Consider the following 15,247-nt stretch of genomic DNA (forward strand, 5'->3'; position numbering starts at 1 on the left):
AACCGTGTTTTGTTTTCTTGGGGTTGGGCGTGCCCTCCGCCGGCCGGGGGGGGGGCCCGCGCCCACCTCACCGGGGCCGGTTGTTGGGGGGGGCTGCCCCGCGACGGCTACCCCAATGCCTGACCTCCTCCCCCAACTCCTCTCCGCGCTGATCCTCGGCCTGCTGGGTGGCGGGCATTGCCTGGGGATGTGCGGCGGGCTGATGGGTGCCCTGACCATGGCGATCCCGGCCGAACAACGCAGCCGTCGCTTGCGCCTGCTGGTGGCCTACAACCTGGGGCGGGTTTTCAGCTACGCCTGCGCGGGCCTGCTCATCGGCCTCGCCGGCTGGGCCGTGGCCAACAGCCCTGGCGCGATGCTGCTGCGAGTCATCGCTGCCCTGCTGTTGATCTGCATGGGCCTGTACCTGGCGGGATGGTGGAGCGGCCTGACGCGCATCGAAGGCCTGGGACGCTGGCTGTGGCGCTACATCCAGCCCGTCGCCAGCCGCTTGCTGCCGGTGTCGAACATGCCCCGCGCCCTTTTGCTCGGTACCCTTTGGGGCTGGCTGCCGTGCGGGCTGGTCTACAGCACGCTGCTGTGGGCGGCAAGCCAAGGCAATGCGCTGCACAGTGCACTGCTGATGCTGGCGTTCGGGATTGGCACCTGGCCGGTGCTGCTGGCCACCGGCCTTGCCGCCGAGCGCACCACTGCGTTGCTGCGCAAGCGTGGGGTGCGGGTGGCCGGCGGGCTGCTGGTGATCCTGTTCGGGCTGTGGACGCTGCCGGGGCCCCATCAACACTGGCTGATGGGGCATTGACCGGCAGGCTTACTCGTAGCGCAGCGCGTGGGCCGGCTGGATCTGCGAGGCGCGGTAGGCCGGGTAGATGGTCGCCAGGAAGCTGAGAATCAGCCCCGCGGCGCAGATCATCACCACATCACTGCCTTCCAGTTGCGATGGCAGGTTGCTGATGAAGTACACGTCCGAGGTGAAGATGTGCTGCCCGGTGACACGTTCGACCCAACCCACCAACTGGCTGACGTTGATCGCGGCGATCACGCCCAGCACGCCGCCGATCAGCGTGCCGACCACGCCAATCACAGTGCCCTGCACCATGAAGATGGCCATGATCTGACGCGGCGTCGCGCCGATGGTGCGCAGGATCGCGATGTCGGCGCCCTTGTCGTTCACCACCATGATCAGCGTGGCGATGATGTTGAAGGCCGCCACCGCGACGATCATCAGCAACAGCAGGCCAATCATGGTCTTTTCCATTTTCATGGCGCTGAACAGGCTGCCCTGGGTGTGGGTCCAGTCATCGGCCTTGTAGTCCGCGCCCAGGTTACCTGCGATGGCCGCCGAGACTTGCGGCGCGGCGTACAGGTCGGTCAGGGCCAGGCGAACACCCTGCACCTGATTGGGCTGCCAGCGCTTGATGGTGGCGGCGTCGGCCACGTTGACCAAGGCCATGGAGCCGTCCAGCTCGGCGCCGACCTTGAACACGCCAACCACCGTCAGGCGTTGCAGACGCGGGGTGATGCCCCCCGGATCGCTGCTGATTTCCGGCACGATCAGGGTGATCTTGTCGCCGACGTTCAAGCGAAAGCGCCGCGCGGTGATTTCACCGATCACCACGCCGTACTCGCCGGCTTTCAAATCCTGCAGGCGGCCCTGAACGATGTGCTGAGTGACGATGGACACCTGGGATTCCAGCGCAGGGTCCACGCCGTTGATCTCGATAGGCTGCATCGAACCCTTGTAGGAAAGCATGCCGTCCATTTGCGTGAATGGCACGGCGGCGGTGACCTGCGGGTTCTTCAACGCGGCGTCGGCGGCAGGTTTCCAGTCGTCGAGCGGCTTGACGCCATCGATCACCGCGTGGGGCACCATGCCCAGGATGCGTGAACTCATTTCCTTCTGGAAACCGTTCATCACGGACAGCACCACGATCATGGCCAGGACGCCCAGCGCAAGGCCGATCATCGAGGTCATCGAAATGAACGAGATGAAGTGGTTGCGCCGCTTGGCCCGGGTGTAGCGCGCGCCGATAAAGATGGATAACGGTCTGAACATGGGTGAAGCACCGTAGCTGAAAATGAAGCCCCCGAAGGGGCTGAAAACATCACGCCTCGACCAGACGGCCTTCTTCCAGACGCCACACGCGGTCCATCTGGCGCGCCAGATTCATGTCGTGGGTCACCACCAGGAACGCGGTGCGCGACGAGGTGCTGAGTTCCAGCATCAGGTCCTGGATACCCTGGGCGGTGTGGGAGTCGAGGTTGCCGGTCGGCTCGTCGAGCATCACCAGGCCCGGCTGGTTGACCAGCGCGCGGGCAATCGCCACACGCTGGCGTTCACCACCGGACAGCTCCGAAGGCTTGTGCGCCAGACGGTGCGCAAGCCCTACACGCTCCAGCAGCGCCGTGGCGCGCTGGCGGGCTTCGGGGATCGAGGTCTTGCCGATCAGCAGCGGCATGCAGACGTTTTCCAGCGCCGTGAACTCGGGCAGCAGGTGGTGGAACTGGTAGACGAAACCCAGCGCCCGGTTACGCAGCAGGCCCCGGGCCTTTTCGTTCAGCGCCGACAACTCTTCACCGGCCAGCCAGACGCTGCCCTCGGTGGGCGTGTCCAGGCCGCCGAGCAGGTTGAGCAAGGTACTTTTGCCCGAACCCGAACTGCCGACGATCGCCACGCGCTCGCCCGGATGCAGTTCCAGTTGCAGACCGGACAGCACCACTACCGATTCAGGGCCTTCCTCGTAGGACTTGCCCAGGTTGCGGCAACTCAGAACAGCTTTATCACTCATGCCCGACTCACTCATAACGTAACGCCTCTGCCGGCTGGGTGCGCGCCGCACGCCAGGCTGGATACAGGGTGGCGAGGAAACTCAGGACCAGCGCCGCGCCGCACACCAGCAGCACGTCTTCGGTCATCAATTGCGAGGGCAGATAGTCGATGAAATAGACATCCGCGTTGAGAAACTTGTGGCCGATCAGGCCTTCGAGCGCCGAAATCGCGGAACTGACGTTCAGCGCCGCAAGAATGCCGACACCGGCGCCGACCAGCGTGCCGACCACGCCGATCACCGTGCCCTGGACCATGAAAATGCGCATGATCTGGCCCGGCGTCGCACCCAGGGTGCGCAGGATCGCGATGTCGCCGCGCTTGTCGTTGACCACCATCACCAGGGTCGAAATGATGTTGAACGCCGCCACCGCCACGATCAGCAACAGCAGCAGGCCGATGATGGATTTCTCCATGCCGATGGCCTGGTACAGGTTGCCGTGGGTGCGGGTCCAGTCACGGGAGTAGTACTGGTGGTCGCCCAGGTTCTGGGCAATTTCGTAGGCCGTGCGCGGCGCCTTGAACAGGTCGGTGAACTTCAGGCGCAGGCCCTGCACCTGATCGGGCTTCCAGCGATGCAGGCGCGCCAGGTCCTGAAGGTTGGTCACCCCCAGATAGCCGTCCAGCTCGCCGGCGCCGACGTGGAAGATACCGACCACGGTGAAGCGCTTCATGCGCGGGAACATCCCGGCAGGCGTGACCGTGACTTCGGGCGACACGAACGTCACCTTGTCGCCGATGCCCACGCCGAGCTTGGCCGCAGCCTTGTCGCCGATGACCACACCGAAGCCGCCTGACACCAGATCGTCAAGATGACCCTGTTTCATGAAGCCGTCGATAATCGAAACTTTGCGTTCCTGAACCGGGTCGATGGCATTGAGCAGGATCTTCTGCACGTTGCCATTGTTGGTCAGCAGGCCCTGCATCTGGGTGAACGGCGCGACGGCCTCGACCTGCGGGTTCTGTTTGACCCGCGCAGCGAGGTTCTGCCAGTCGTTGATCGGCTCGCCGGATTCGATGGTCGCGTGTGGAACCATGCCGAGAACCCGGGTACGCATCTCGTGATCGAAGCCGTTCATGACCGATAACACGACTATCATCACCACGACGCCCAGGGCGAGTCCGATCATCGACGTCAGGGAAATGAAGGAGACAAAATGGTTACGGCGTTTTGCACGGGTGTAACGCGTGCCGATGAAAACAAAAAGAGGTCTGAACATGTAAGGGCTTGTTCAAAGGAATGGGAACGTCCTTGTGGCGGGCCTGGGCCTGCGGCTTTACACTCGAATCAATGAGCCGCGATTCAAGCGCAATCACTCTGACAACCGCCGCTACCATGGGTTCGCCATGCCGACACTAGATGAAGAAGAACGCCGCGAATACTACCGTATCGAGGACAGCGTCGCACTGGAAATTCAACGCATTCCAGCCTCCGGTACCCTGGACGAACACGCGCACAACGACAGCTCCACGCTGTTCGATCTGCTGAGCGAACTGCACGTGGCCGAGTTCGAATCCCAGCATCTGCTGCGCCAGCTCGATGACCGCGACCGCACCACCAACAGCTTCCTGCGGGCCATGAGCAAGCGCATCGACCTGCTCGGCCAGGTGGTCGCGCAGACCGTGCTGGGCAAGCTGGGTGCGCCGCAAAAGGTCATCATGTCCGAGGGCGGGCTGCAGTTCGAATCCCACCGCCCCTTCCCGGTCGACACCCTGCTGTCGGTCAAGATGGTGCTGATGCCCCAGGCCTCCGGCATGATGCTGCGCGCCCGGGTGACCCAGTGCCATTCGCTGAAGATCGGCGACTTCGAGGTGGGCACCGAATGGGTCGACCTCTCCGACGCCCAGCGCCAGTTGCTGGCCAGACACATCCTGCAACGACAAGCCGCCCAGCGCAGGCTTGCCCGAGAGCAGAGCAATCCCGATCCCACCTGATTTTCAGCCTCAAGGCGCGTTATCGAAGGAGCATTTGTGACCCTAATCTACGGCCACCGCGGCGCCAAGGGCGAAGCACCGGAAAACACCCTGACCAGCTTCAAGGAATGCCTCAAGCATGGGGTCAAGCGTTGCGAACTGGACCTGCACCTGTCCCGCGACGGCGAGCTGATGGTCATCCACGACCCGACCCTCAAACGCACCACCGACCGGCGCGGCAAGGTGGTCGAGCATGACGCCGCCGACCTCGTGACCTACGACGCCCGCAAGGGTGGCCCGGGCTGGGTGCAGCCGTGCCCGATTCCGCGTCTTGAGGAGCTGTTCGAGCAGTGCGACTTCGATCACTGGCAACTGGAGGTTAAAAGCGCGTCACGCACCCGCTCGGCGACCACGGTGCTGGCGATTCGCGAAATGGCCCAGCGTCATGGCTTGCTGGACAAGATCACCATCACCTCGAGTTCGCGGGAAGTGTTGGGGGCTGCACTGGAATTGACACCGGATGTGTCGCGAGGACTGGTGGCGGAGTATGCCTGGCTGGATCCGCTGAAGGTCGCGCAGAGCTACGGCTGTGAGATTCTTGCGCTGAACTGGACGCTGTGCACGCCCGAGCGCCTGAAGCGAGCCCAGAATCAGGGCCTGCATGTGTCGGTGTGGACAGTCAACGAGCCTGCGCTGATGCGCAGACTCGCCGACTTCGGCGTTGACAGCCTGATTACAGACTTTCCCGGTTTGGCCAGCGCCACCCTCGGGAATTACTGAAATCGGTCTCCCCGGCCGGCTCAGGCCACCGGCCGGAGCCGCTCAAAAAAGCCGGTTGAGGCCGTCGTACGCCGCTACCCGATAGGCTTCGGCCATGGTCGGGTAGTTGAAGGTGGTGTTGACGAAGTACTTGATCGAGTTCGCCTCACCCGGCTGGTTCATGATCGCCTGGCCGATGTGCACGATCTCCGACGCCTGGTCGCCGAAGCAATGCACGCCGAGGATTTCCAGGGTTTCGCGGTGGAACAGGATCTTCAACATGCCCACCGGCTCGTTGGAGATCTGCGCGCGAGCCATGCTCTTGAAGAACGCCTTGCCCACTTCGTACGGGATTTTTGCCTGGGTCAGATCGTGTTCGTTCTGGCCGATCGAGCTGATTTCCGGAATGGTGTAGATGCCGGTCGGCACGTCGTTGACGAACCGCCAGGTGCCGTTGTCCACCGCCTTGCCCGAGGCCGAACGGCCCTGGTCGTAGGCCGCACTGGCCAGGCTCGGCCAGCCGATCACGTCACCGGCGCCATAGATGTTCGGCTTGCTGGTGCGGTATTCCTCATCGACCTCGATCTGGCCACGGCCGTTGGCCTTGATGCCGACGTTTTCCAGACCCAGCTTGTCGGTGTTGCCGGTCCGACCGTTACACCACAGCAGGGCGTCGGCCTTGACCTTCTTGCCGGACTTGAGGTGCAGGATCACGCCGTTTTCCAGGCCCTCGACCCGCTCGTATTCTTCGTTGTGGCGAACCATCACGTTGTTGTTGCTGAAGTGGTAGCTCAGGCCCTGGGAAATTTCCGCGTCGAGGAAGCTCAGCAACTGGTCGCGGTTATCGATCAGCTCGACGTCCACCCCCAGACCGCTGAAGATCGACGCATATTCGCAGCCGATCACGCCTGCGCCGTAGATAATCAGCTTACGCGGGGTGTGGTTCAGGCTGAGGATGGTGTCGCTGTCGTAAATACGCTTGTGGGAAAAGTCGATATCGGCCGGGCGATAAGGGCGCGAACCGGTGGCGATGATGATCTGGTTGGCGACCAGCTTTTCTACCACGCCGGTGTTGCAGACCACATCGACGCTGCGTTCGTCAGCAAAGCTGCCGGTGCCGAAGAACACGTCGACACGGTTGCGTGCGTAATAACCGGTGCGCGAGGCCACCTGCTTGTTGATGACCTTTTCGGCGCTTTTCAGCACGTCCGGGAAGGAGAACCAGCGCGGTTCGCCAATGGCTCGGAACATCGGGTTGGTGTTGAACTGGATGATCTGCTTGACCGAGTGACGCAGTGCCTTGGACGGGATCGTGCCCAGGTGGGTGCAGTTGCCGCCGACCTGGCGACGGCTGTCGACCATCGCCACCTTGCGCCCAGCCTTGGCGGCGTTCATTGCCGCGCCTTCCCCAGCCGGGCCGGAACCCAGCACCACTACGTCGTAGTTGTAGACAGCCATGCGTACTCCTCAGAACAGGCCGAGACGCCACTCTGGCGTCTCCGGCTGGATCATGCCGCGGCTGGCGGCATGAAGAATCGAAACTCGCGGCGCAGTCTAAACGTCTCGCGTCGCGGGGAACATTAACCCTTGGTCGTGTCACATGCCAATTCTGGCTGAGTGACGTGGCATTTGATCGGCCTCAACAGCCGTTCAGACGCCAAAGTGTGCGGATGATAAATCCCTACGCGGTGGGAATCCCAATAAAAGCTGAGATTTTGTGGGTTTGCGTACGCTTTGTGGGGATTTTTGCGCTGACGCCCGGCGGCGGCCAATCTGACATACCCTTACACACTCGACCGCACACAAGGCCCTAACCATGCGCCATCGCCTGACTCACTGGATACTCGTGCTGGGCCTCATCGCCAGCCCTCTCGCCCTGGCCTCTCACGCGGACCTGCTGAAAAAGGCCGACTTTCCGGCCCGGCTCGAGGGACAGTCTCCGGTGCTCGAGCGCAAGAATCAGGCAATCCTCACGTACTTGTGGACGGACGTGTACGCCGCGGCTTTCTATGCCGAACCCTCGGTTTCTGCCCGGCAGGCCGCCTTTTCGCAGACGCCGCAAAAGCTTGAGCTGTATTACTTTCGCGACATCGACCGCGAGGACGTCATCAAGGCCGCCAACGTTGCGCTTGAAAAACAGCAGCCTGCGCAAACCCTGAAACGCCTCAAGCCCGAACTCGATCGCCTGCACAACAGCTTTCAGGACATCAAGGATGGCGATCGCTACGACCTGAGCTGGAACCGCAGCGACGGTTTGAACCTGACCCGCAACGGCAAAGTGATCTTCGCCAGCGCCGATGCGGAGCTGGCCAAGGTGTATTTCGCGATCTGGCTGGCTCCGGACGGCCTGTCCGCCGACCTGCGTGAAGCGCTGCTCAAATAAGCCCATGCCACCCCGGAACGGCGCAGCATGATAAGTGTCTTCTGATTGCTATCCGCCACTTTTACACATATCGTTACAAATATGCGGCGTGGGAGGCCAAGCTCCGACCCCGCATGAGAGGACGCATAAATACAACGGATCCCCCTAGCTAGACGCATTGAGTGAGTATTTCCAAATGGCCTCGAACACAGGCAAAGGCAAGGCGATATTTCGCGTTGTCAGCGGCAACTTCCTTGAAATGTTTGACTTTATGGTGTACGGCTTCTACGCCACCGCCATTGCCAAGGCTTTCTTCCCTGCCGACAGCGAATTCGCCTCGCTGATGCTCTCGCTGGCCACCTTCGGTGCCGGCTTCCTGATGCGTCCGCTGGGCGCGATTTTCCTCGGCGCCTACATCGACCACCACGGCCGCAAGAAAGGCCTGATCATCACCCTGGCCCTGATGGCCATGGGCACCCTGCTGATCGCCTTCGTACCGGGTTACGCGACCCTGGGCGTCGCGGCGCCGTTGCTGGTGCTGATCGGCCGCCTGCTGCAAGGCTTCTCCGCCGGTGTGGAACTGGGTGGTGTGTCGGTGTACCTGGCCGAGATCTCGACCCCGGGCCGCAAAGGCTTCTTCGTGAGCTGGCAGTCTGCCAGCCAGCAAGCCGCCGTGGTATTCGCAGGCCTTCTGGGTGTTGGCCTGAACCATTGGCTGACGCCTGAAGACATGGGCCAGTGGGGCTGGCGCGTGCCGTTCCTGGTGGGCTGCATGATCGTTCCGGCGATCTTCATCATCCGTCGCTCACTGGAAGAAACCCCTGAGTTCGAAGCCCGTGCGCGCAAACACCGTCCGACCATGGGCGAGGTGATGAAGTCCATCGGCTCCAACTTCGGCGTGGTCATCGCCGGCATGGCGCTGGTGGTCATGACTACCGTGTCGTTCTACCTGATCACCGCCTACACCCCGACCTTCGGCAAGAACGAGCTGCACCTGTCCGATCTGGACAGCCTGCTGGTGACGGTGTGTGTGGGTATCTCGAACTTCATCTGGCTGCCGGTGATGGGCGCGGTGTCGGACAAGATCGGTCGTAAACCGCTGCTGCTGGCCGCGACCATCCTGGCCATCGTCACGGCCTACCCTGCCCTGTCCTGGCTGACCGCCAACCCGAGCTTCGCCAACCTGCTGATGGTCGAGCTGTGGCTGTCGTTCCTGTACGGTTCGTACAACGGTGCGATGGTGGTTTCGCTGACCGAGATCATGCCGGTCGAAGTACGCACCACTGGCTTCTCCCTGGCCTACAGCCTGGCCACCGCCACCTTCGGCGGCTTCACCCCGGCGGCCTGTACCTACCTGATCCACGTCCTGGACAACAAGGCAGCCCCCGGCATCTGGCTGAGCGGCGCCGCCGTCCTGGGCCTGATCGCCACCTTGGTGCTGTTCCGCAAGGGCGGCCAGGCGCGCATGGAAGCCGTCGCGGGCTGACAGCTGTACGCAACAACGCAAACGCCCCGACATGTTCGGGGCGTTTTTGTATGTGCCTGTCTTACACCGTCCCGTAGCAGTCCGGCTTGCCGGCGAGGCGCCTTCAAGATCGCTGACGCCGGCAAGCCGGACTGCTACGGAGTTGGGGTTGTACCCACCACCACCTCACACCACAGATCCGTAGGAGCGCGCTTGCCCGCGATGGCGGTGGGTCAGTTGCAGATGGAGGTGCAGACAGATCGCCGTCGCGGGCAAGCGCGCTCCTACAGGCCCGAGGGCAACCCAGGAGGCGGGGGCGACTTCGAGGACGCCGACGCCGGCAAGCCGTGCTGCTACGGGGTTGGGGATGTACCCACCACCACCTCACACCACACATCCGTAGGAGCGCGCTTGCCCGCGATAGCGGTGGGTCAGTTGCAGATGTAGATGCAGACAGATCGCCGTCGCGGGCAAGCGCGCTCCTACAGGCCCGAGGGCAACCCAGCAGGCGGGGGCGATTTCGAGGACGCCCCCGCCGGCAAGCCGTGCTGCTACGGGGTTGGGGTTGTACCCACCATCACCTCACGACCCAAATCCGTAGGAGCGCGCTTGCCCGCGATGGCGGTGGGTCAGTTGCAGATGGAGGTGCAGACAGATCGCAGTCGCGGGCAAGCGCGCTCCTACGGGACTGGTGCGCGCCGGCGCTCCCTTGAAAATCCGGCACAAGCAAAAAAACGCCCCGAACCAGTCGGGGCGTTTTTTTGCTTCAGCTTGCAGCTTAAAACTTGCCGCTTGCAGCTGCTTTTCGCGTTACTTCGGGAATGCAGGCGGGTTTACACCGGCCATGTCTTCCATCACGCGCACTACCTGGCAGCTGTAACCGAATTCGTTGTCGTACCAGACGTACAGTACAACGCGGTTATCCATGCAGATGGTCGCTTCGGCGTCGACCACACCGGCGTGGCGCGAGCCTACGAAGTCGGTGGAGACCACTTCCTGGGAGTTCACGAAGTCGATCTGCTTGTGCAGGTCCGAGTACAGCGCGGTTTCGCGCAGGTATTCGTTGATTTCTTCGCGAGTGGTGGCTGTGCCCAGGTTCAGGTTCAGGATCGCCATCGACACGTTCGGCGTCGGTACACGGATCGCGTTGCCGGTCAGCTTGCCCGCCAGTTCAGGCAGTGCCTTGGCAGCGGCAGTGGCGGCGCCGGTTTCGGTGATGACCATGTTCAGCGCGGCACTACGGCCACGGCGGTCGCCCTTGTGGAAGTTGTCGATCAGGTTCTGGTCGTTGGTGTACGAGTGAACCGTTTCAACGTGACCGTTGACGATGCCGAACTTGTCGTTGACCGCCTTGAGCACCGGCACGATGGCGTTGGTGGTGCAGGAGGCTGCGGAAATGATCTTGTCGTCAGCGGTGATCTGCTGGTGGTTGATGCCGTGAACGATGTTCTTCAGCTTGCCCTTGCCAGGCGCGGTCAGCACGACGCGGTCGATACCCGGGCACTGCAGGTGCTGGCCCAGGCCATCGGCATCACGCCATACGCCGGTGTTGTCGACCAGCAGCGCATCCTTGATACCGTACTGGGTGTAGTCCACCTCGGTAGGGTTCTTGGCGTAGATCACCTGGATCAGGTTGCCGTTGGCAGTGATGGTGCTGTTGGCTTCGTCGATGGTGATGGTGCCGTCGAACGGACCGTGCACCGAGTCACGACGCAGCAGGCTGGCGCGCTTGAGCAGGTCGTTCTCGGCGCCCTTGCGCACGACGATGGCGCGCAGGCGCAGGCCGTCGCCACCACCGGTCTTCTCGATCAGGATGCGTGCCAGCAGACGACCGATACGGCCGAAACCGTACAGCACGACGTCAGTGCCCTTGCGCGCGCCGGAATTCTGCTGGCCCACGATCTCGGCCATTTCTTCACGTACGAACTGCTCGGCGGTGCGGCCGTTGGCCTCGGCCTTGTATTTGACGGCCAGCTTTCCCAGGTCCACCGAAGCGGCACCCAGTTTGAGCTCGCTCATCGCTTTGATGAGCGGGAAAGTCTCGTGCACGGACAATTCGGTCGCGTCGGCCTGACGATGACGCGCAAAGCGGTGTGCCTTGAGAATTGCGATGACTGAACGGTTGATCAGAGTGCGGCCATAGATCGAACTCACCACATTGTTGTTGCGGTAGAGCTGACCGATAAGAGGGATCATCGCTTCGGCGAGCGCTTCACGATCGATCCATTCACCAAGACACTGGTCGGGCTTCTGAGTCACGGGAACCTTCCACATGTAGGGGCTGAAAAAAGGGACTACATTATGCCCAAGCCTTTGTTTATGAGCAATCCGGAGTTTTCATGTTGCCGGGCACTACATAATTTGGCACCTATAAAGGCGAGCACAAAACTGACAGCGGTTTCCCGATTTAGTTACAATCACAAGCTTTGCCGCAACGCCTGGAGCTCTATCTAACGTGCCCGTCCTGCGCCTGCCGAATCTTCCTGCCGCCACTGGCAAACAACATTGGGGCAACCTGCCCGGTGCCGCTCAAAGCCTTGCCATTGCCGAGGCCGCCAGCGCCGCGAAACGCTTCACCCTGCTTTTGACCGCCGACAGCCAGAGCGCCGAGCGGCTGGAGCAGGAATTGAAGTTCTTCGCCCCTGATCTGCCGGTGCTGCATTTCCCTGACTGGGAAACCCTGCCCTACGATCTGTTCTCGCCCCACCAGGACATCATCTCCCAGCGCATCGCCAGCCTTTACCGGCTGCCGGAGCTGGATCACGGCGTGCTGGTGGTGCCGATCACCACCGCCCTGCACCGCCTGGCGCCGACCAAATTCCTGCTCGGCAGCAGCCTGGTGCTGGACGTCGGCCAGAAGCTGGACGTGGAGCTGATGCGCACGCGGCTCGAAGCCAGCGGCTATCGCTACGTCGATACGGTGTACGAGCACGGCGAATTCACCGTGCGCGGCGCGCTGATCGACCTCTTTCCGATGGGCAGCAAACTGCCCTACCGGATCGACCTGTTCGACGACGAAATCGAAACCCTGCGCACCTTCGAGCCGGAAACCCAGCGTTCCATCGACAAGGTCGATTCGGTCCGCCTGCTGCCGGCCAAGGAATTCCCGCTGCAGAAGGAAGCGGTCACCCGTTTCAAGGCGCGCTTTCGCGAGCGCTTCGATGTCGATTTCCGCCGCAGCCCGATCTTCCAGGACTTGAACAGCGGCATCACCCCGGCGGGGATCGAGTACTACATTCCGCTGTTCTTCGAAGAAACCTCGACCCTCTTCGACTACCTGCCCCAAGACACCCAGGTATTCTCACTGCCGGGCATCGAGCAGGCGGCAGAAACCTTCTGGAAGGATGTGCGCAACCGTTACGAAGAACGCCGCGTCGACCCCGACCGCCCGCTGCTGCCGCCCGCCGAACTGTTCCTGCCGGTCGAGGACTGCTTCGCGCGCCTCAAGAGCTGGCCGCGGATCGTTGCAAGCCAGGACGACGTCGACACCGGCGTGGGCCGCGAGCGCTTCCCGGGCCGTGCGTTGCCGGACCTGGCCATCGAGGCCAAGGCCAGCCAGCCGCTGGCGGCGCTTTCGAATTTCCTCGACGAATTCCCCGGCCGCGTGCTGTTCACCGCAGAATCGGCCGGGCGTCGCGAAGTGCTGCTGGAGTTGCTCGAACGCCTGAAGCTGCGCCCGAAAACCCTCGACAGCTGGCAGGAATTCGTCGACAGCAAAGAGCGCCTGGCGATCACCATCGCGCCACTGGACGAAGGCCTGATGCTGGATCAGCCGGCGCTCGCCCTGGTCGCCGAAAGCCCGCTGTTCGGGCAGCGCGTCATGCAGCGTCGCCGCCGCGAGAAACGCGCCGACGGCCATTCAAGCGATGCGGTCATCAAGAACCTGGCCGAGCTGCGCGAAGGCGCGCCGGTGGTGCACATCGACCACGGCGTGGGCCGCTACCTGGGCCTGGCGACGCTGGAGGTGGAAAACCAGGTCGCCGAATTCCTCATGCTCGCTTACGCCGAAGAGGCCAAGCTGTACGTGCCGGTGGCCAACCTGCACCTGATCGCGCGTTATACCGGCAGCGATGACGAACTGGCGCCGCTGCATCGCCTGGGCTCCGAGGCCTGGCAGAAAGCCAAGCGCAAGGCCGCCGAGCAGGTGCGCGACGTCGCCGCCGAACTGCTGGACATCTACGCCCGCCGCGCCGCCCGCGAAGGCTATGCGTTTGCCGATCCCAAGCTTGACTACGAAACGTTCAGCGCCGGTTTCCCGTTCGAAGAAACCCCGGACCAGCAGACCACCATCGAAGCGGTGCGCGCCGACATGCTCGCGCCCAAGCCGATGGACCGCCTGGTGTGCGGCGACGTCGGCTTCGGCAAGACCGAAGTGGCCATGCGCGCGGCGTTCATCGCCGTGCATGGCGGCAAGCAGGTCGCGATCCTGGTGCCGACCACCCTGCTCGCCCAGCAGCACTACAACAGTTTCCGCGACCGCTTCGCCGACTGGCCAGTGCGCGTCGAGGTGATGAGCCGCTTCAAATCGGCCAAGGAAATCAACGCCGCCGTGGCGGACCTGGCCGAGGGCAAGATCGACATCGTCATCGGCACCCACAAGCTGTTGCAGGACGACGTCAAGGTCAAGAACCTGGGGCTGGTCATCATCGACGAAGAGCACCGCTTCGGTGTGCGTCAGAAGGAACAGCTCAAGGCGCTGCGCAGCGAGGTCGATATCCTGACCCTGACCGCCACGCCGATTCCGCGCACCCTGAACATGGCCGTGGCCGGCATGCGCGACCTGTCGATCATCGCCACCCCGCCTGCCCGGCGCCTGTCGGTGCGCACCTTCGTCATGGAGCAGAACAAGCCCACGGTGAAAGAGGCGCTGCTGCGCGAGCTGTTGCGCGGCGGGCAGGTGTACTACCTGCACAACGATGTGAAGAGCATCGAGAAATGCGCCGCCGACCTCGCCGAACTGGTGCCCGAAGCGCGGATCGGTATCGGTCACGGGCAGATGCACGAGCGTGACCTGGAACAGGTCATGAGCGACTTCTACCACAAGCGCTTCAACGTGCTGATCGCCTCGACCATCATCGAGACCGGCATCGACGTGCCGAGCGCCAACACCATCATCATCGAGCGTGCCGACAAGTTCGGCCTGGCCCAGCTGCACCAGTTGCGCGGCCGGGTCGGGCGCAGTCACCACCAGGCCTATGCCTACCTGCTGACGCCGCCGCGCAAACAGATCACCCCGGATGCCGAAAAGCGCCTGGAGGCGATTGCCAATACCCAGGACCTGGGCGCGGGCTTCGTGCTGGCCACCAACGACCTGGAAATCCGTGGCGCGGGCGAATTGCTGGGCGAAGGCCAGAGCGGGCAGATCCAGGCTGTGGGTTTCACCCTCTACATGGAAATGCTCGAGCGCGCGGTGAAGTCGATCCGCAAGGGCGAGCAGCCGAACCTGGAGCAGCCGCTGGGCGGTGGCCCGGAAATCAACCTGCGGGTGCCGGGGCTGATTCCCGAGGACTACCTGCCGGATGTCCACGCGCGGCTGATCCTCTACAAACGCATCGCCAACGCCGCCGACGAGGAAGGCCTCAAGGACCTGCAAGTGGAAATGATCGACCGCTTCGGCCTGCTGCCGGAGCCGACCAAGAACCTGGTGCGCATGACCGCGCTCAAGCTCAAGGCCGAGCAACTGGGCATCAAGAAGGTCGATGCGGGCCCGCAAGGTGGACGAATCGAATTCGCCGCCGATACTCCAGTAGACCCGTTGACGTTGATCAAGCTGATTCAGGGGCAACCCAAACGCTACAAGTTCGAAGGTGCCACGCTGTTCAAGTTCATGGTGCCGATGGAGCGTCCCGAGGAGCGCTTCAACACGCTCGAAGCGCTGTTCGAGCGGCTGACCCCGCTGCCCCCTAAAAAATCGGCTTAAGGA

At 62.7% G+C, this 15,247-nt stretch carries 11 protein-coding genes; 6 read left to right on the top strand and 5 right to left on the bottom strand.

Going from position 1 to position 15,247, the window contains the following annotated elements:
* The first annotated feature begins 115 nt into the window (after nucleotides 1-115).
* Nucleotides 116-799, top strand: coding sequence for a sulfite exporter TauE/SafE family protein (locus ACIPO9_RS00775; RefSeq protein ID WP_400778233.1), 684 nt, complete (start codon nucleotides 116-118; stop codon nucleotides 797-799).
* A 9-nt stretch (nucleotides 800-808) separates the two neighbouring features.
* Here the strand turns inward: ACIPO9_RS00775 and ACIPO9_RS00780 are convergent, their stop codons facing one another.
* From ACIPO9_RS00780 to ACIPO9_RS00790, 3 genes are read right to left on the bottom strand one after another with little or no spacing between them, the layout of a single operon-like run.
* Nucleotides 809-2,053, bottom strand: coding sequence for a lipoprotein-releasing ABC transporter permease subunit (locus ACIPO9_RS00780; protein ID WP_274131919.1), 1,245 nt, complete (start codon nucleotides 2,051-2,053; stop codon nucleotides 809-811).
* A 49-nt stretch (nucleotides 2,054-2,102) separates the two neighbouring features.
* Nucleotides 2,103-2,786 carry a lipoprotein-releasing ABC transporter ATP-binding protein LolD gene (lolD, locus tag ACIPO9_RS00785; protein ID WP_400603621.1) on the bottom strand — a complete coding sequence of 228 codons (684 nt, stop codon included), beginning with the start codon at nucleotides 2,784-2,786 and terminating at the stop codon, nucleotides 2,103-2,105.
* 7 nt (nucleotides 2,787-2,793) lie between these two features.
* Nucleotides 2,794-4,044 carry a lipoprotein-releasing ABC transporter permease subunit gene (locus ACIPO9_RS00790; RefSeq protein WP_274131917.1) on the bottom strand — a complete coding sequence of 417 codons (1,251 nt, stop codon included), beginning with the start codon at nucleotides 4,042-4,044 and terminating at the stop codon, nucleotides 2,794-2,796.
* 127 nt (nucleotides 4,045-4,171) lie between these two features.
* Here ACIPO9_RS00790 and ACIPO9_RS00795 point away from each other — a divergent pair, with 127 nt between their 5' ends.
* Nucleotides 4,172-4,759, top strand: a complete 588-nt coding sequence (locus tag ACIPO9_RS00795; protein WP_274131916.1) for a PilZ domain-containing protein — start codon at nucleotides 4,172-4,174, stop codon at nucleotides 4,757-4,759.
* A 36-nt stretch (nucleotides 4,760-4,795) separates the two neighbouring features.
* Nucleotides 4,796-5,518 carry a glycerophosphodiester phosphodiesterase family protein gene (locus ACIPO9_RS00800; protein WP_274131914.1) on the top strand — a complete coding sequence of 241 codons (723 nt, stop codon included), beginning with the start codon at nucleotides 4,796-4,798 and terminating at the stop codon, nucleotides 5,516-5,518.
* Between the two features lie 42 nt (nucleotides 5,519-5,560).
* Here the strand turns inward: ACIPO9_RS00800 and sthA are convergent, their stop codons facing one another.
* Nucleotides 5,561-6,955, bottom strand: a complete 1,395-nt coding sequence (gene sthA / locus ACIPO9_RS00805) for a Si-specific NAD(P)(+) transhydrogenase (protein WP_274131912.1) — start codon at nucleotides 6,953-6,955, stop codon at nucleotides 5,561-5,563.
* A 370-nt stretch (nucleotides 6,956-7,325) separates the two neighbouring features.
* On the opposite strand from sthA, the gene ACIPO9_RS00810 reads away from it, so the two are divergent.
* Together ACIPO9_RS00810 and ACIPO9_RS00815 are read left to right on the top strand one after the other, a co-directional pair.
* The gene (locus ACIPO9_RS00810) at nucleotides 7,326-7,880 is read left to right on the top strand and encodes a chalcone isomerase family protein (protein WP_400605138.1); all 555 of its coding nucleotides are present in this window, start codon (nucleotides 7,326-7,328) and stop codon (nucleotides 7,878-7,880) included.
* A 175-nt stretch (nucleotides 7,881-8,055) separates the two neighbouring features.
* A complete protein-coding gene (locus ACIPO9_RS00815; RefSeq protein WP_274131908.1) occupies nucleotides 8,056-9,345 on the top strand; it encodes an MFS transporter in 1,290 nt (429 codons plus the stop codon).
* 789 nt (nucleotides 9,346-10,134) lie between these two features.
* Here ACIPO9_RS00815 and ACIPO9_RS00820 read toward each other — a convergent pair.
* The gene (locus ACIPO9_RS00820; RefSeq protein ID WP_400778237.1) at nucleotides 10,135-11,598 is read right to left on the bottom strand and encodes a glyceraldehyde-3-phosphate dehydrogenase; all 1,464 of its coding nucleotides are present in this window, start codon (nucleotides 11,596-11,598) and stop codon (nucleotides 10,135-10,137) included.
* Nucleotides 11,599-11,779: 181 nt separating this feature from the next.
* On the opposite strand from ACIPO9_RS00820, the gene mfd reads away from it, so the two are divergent.
* Entirely contained in the window at nucleotides 11,780-15,244 is a 3,465-nt protein-coding gene (gene mfd / locus ACIPO9_RS00825) for a transcription-repair coupling factor (RefSeq protein ID WP_400778239.1), read from the top strand.
* Nucleotides 15,245-15,247 lie beyond the last annotated feature (3 nt).

Source organism: Pseudomonas sp. NPDC090203 (assembly GCF_044746765.1).
Taxonomy (GTDB): Bacteria; Pseudomonadota; Gammaproteobacteria; order Pseudomonadales; family Pseudomonadaceae; genus Aquipseudomonas; species Aquipseudomonas putida_AD.

Excerpts from the sequence above, each read along its gene's own strand:
- ACIPO9_RS00790 (WP_274131917.1), bottom strand. The coding sequence starts at position 4,044 with ATGTTCAGACCTCTTTTTGTTTTCATCGGCACGCGTTACACCCGTGCA.
- ACIPO9_RS00820 (WP_400778237.1), bottom strand. The coding sequence starts at position 11,598 with ATGTGGAAGGTTCCCGTGACTCAGAAGCCCGACCAGTGTCTTGGTGAA.
- ACIPO9_RS00775 (WP_400778233.1), top strand. The coding sequence starts at position 116 with ATGCCTGACCTCCTCCCCCAACTCCTCTCCGCGCTGATCCTCGGCCTG.
- ACIPO9_RS00815 (WP_274131908.1), top strand. The coding sequence starts at position 8,056 with ATGGCCTCGAACACAGGCAAAGGCAAGGCGATATTTCGCGTTGTCAGC.
- ACIPO9_RS00795 (WP_274131916.1), top strand. The coding sequence starts at position 4,172 with ATGCCGACACTAGATGAAGAAGAACGCCGCGAATACTACCGTATCGAG.
- sthA (WP_274131912.1), bottom strand. The coding sequence starts at position 6,955 with ATGGCTGTCTACAACTACGACGTAGTGGTGCTGGGTTCCGGCCCGGCT.
- lolD (WP_400603621.1), bottom strand. The coding sequence starts at position 2,786 with ATGAGTGATAAAGCTGTTCTGAGTTGCCGCAACCTGGGCAAGTCCTAC.
- ACIPO9_RS00780 (WP_274131919.1), bottom strand. The coding sequence starts at position 2,053 with ATGTTCAGACCGTTATCCATCTTTATCGGCGCGCGCTACACCCGGGCC.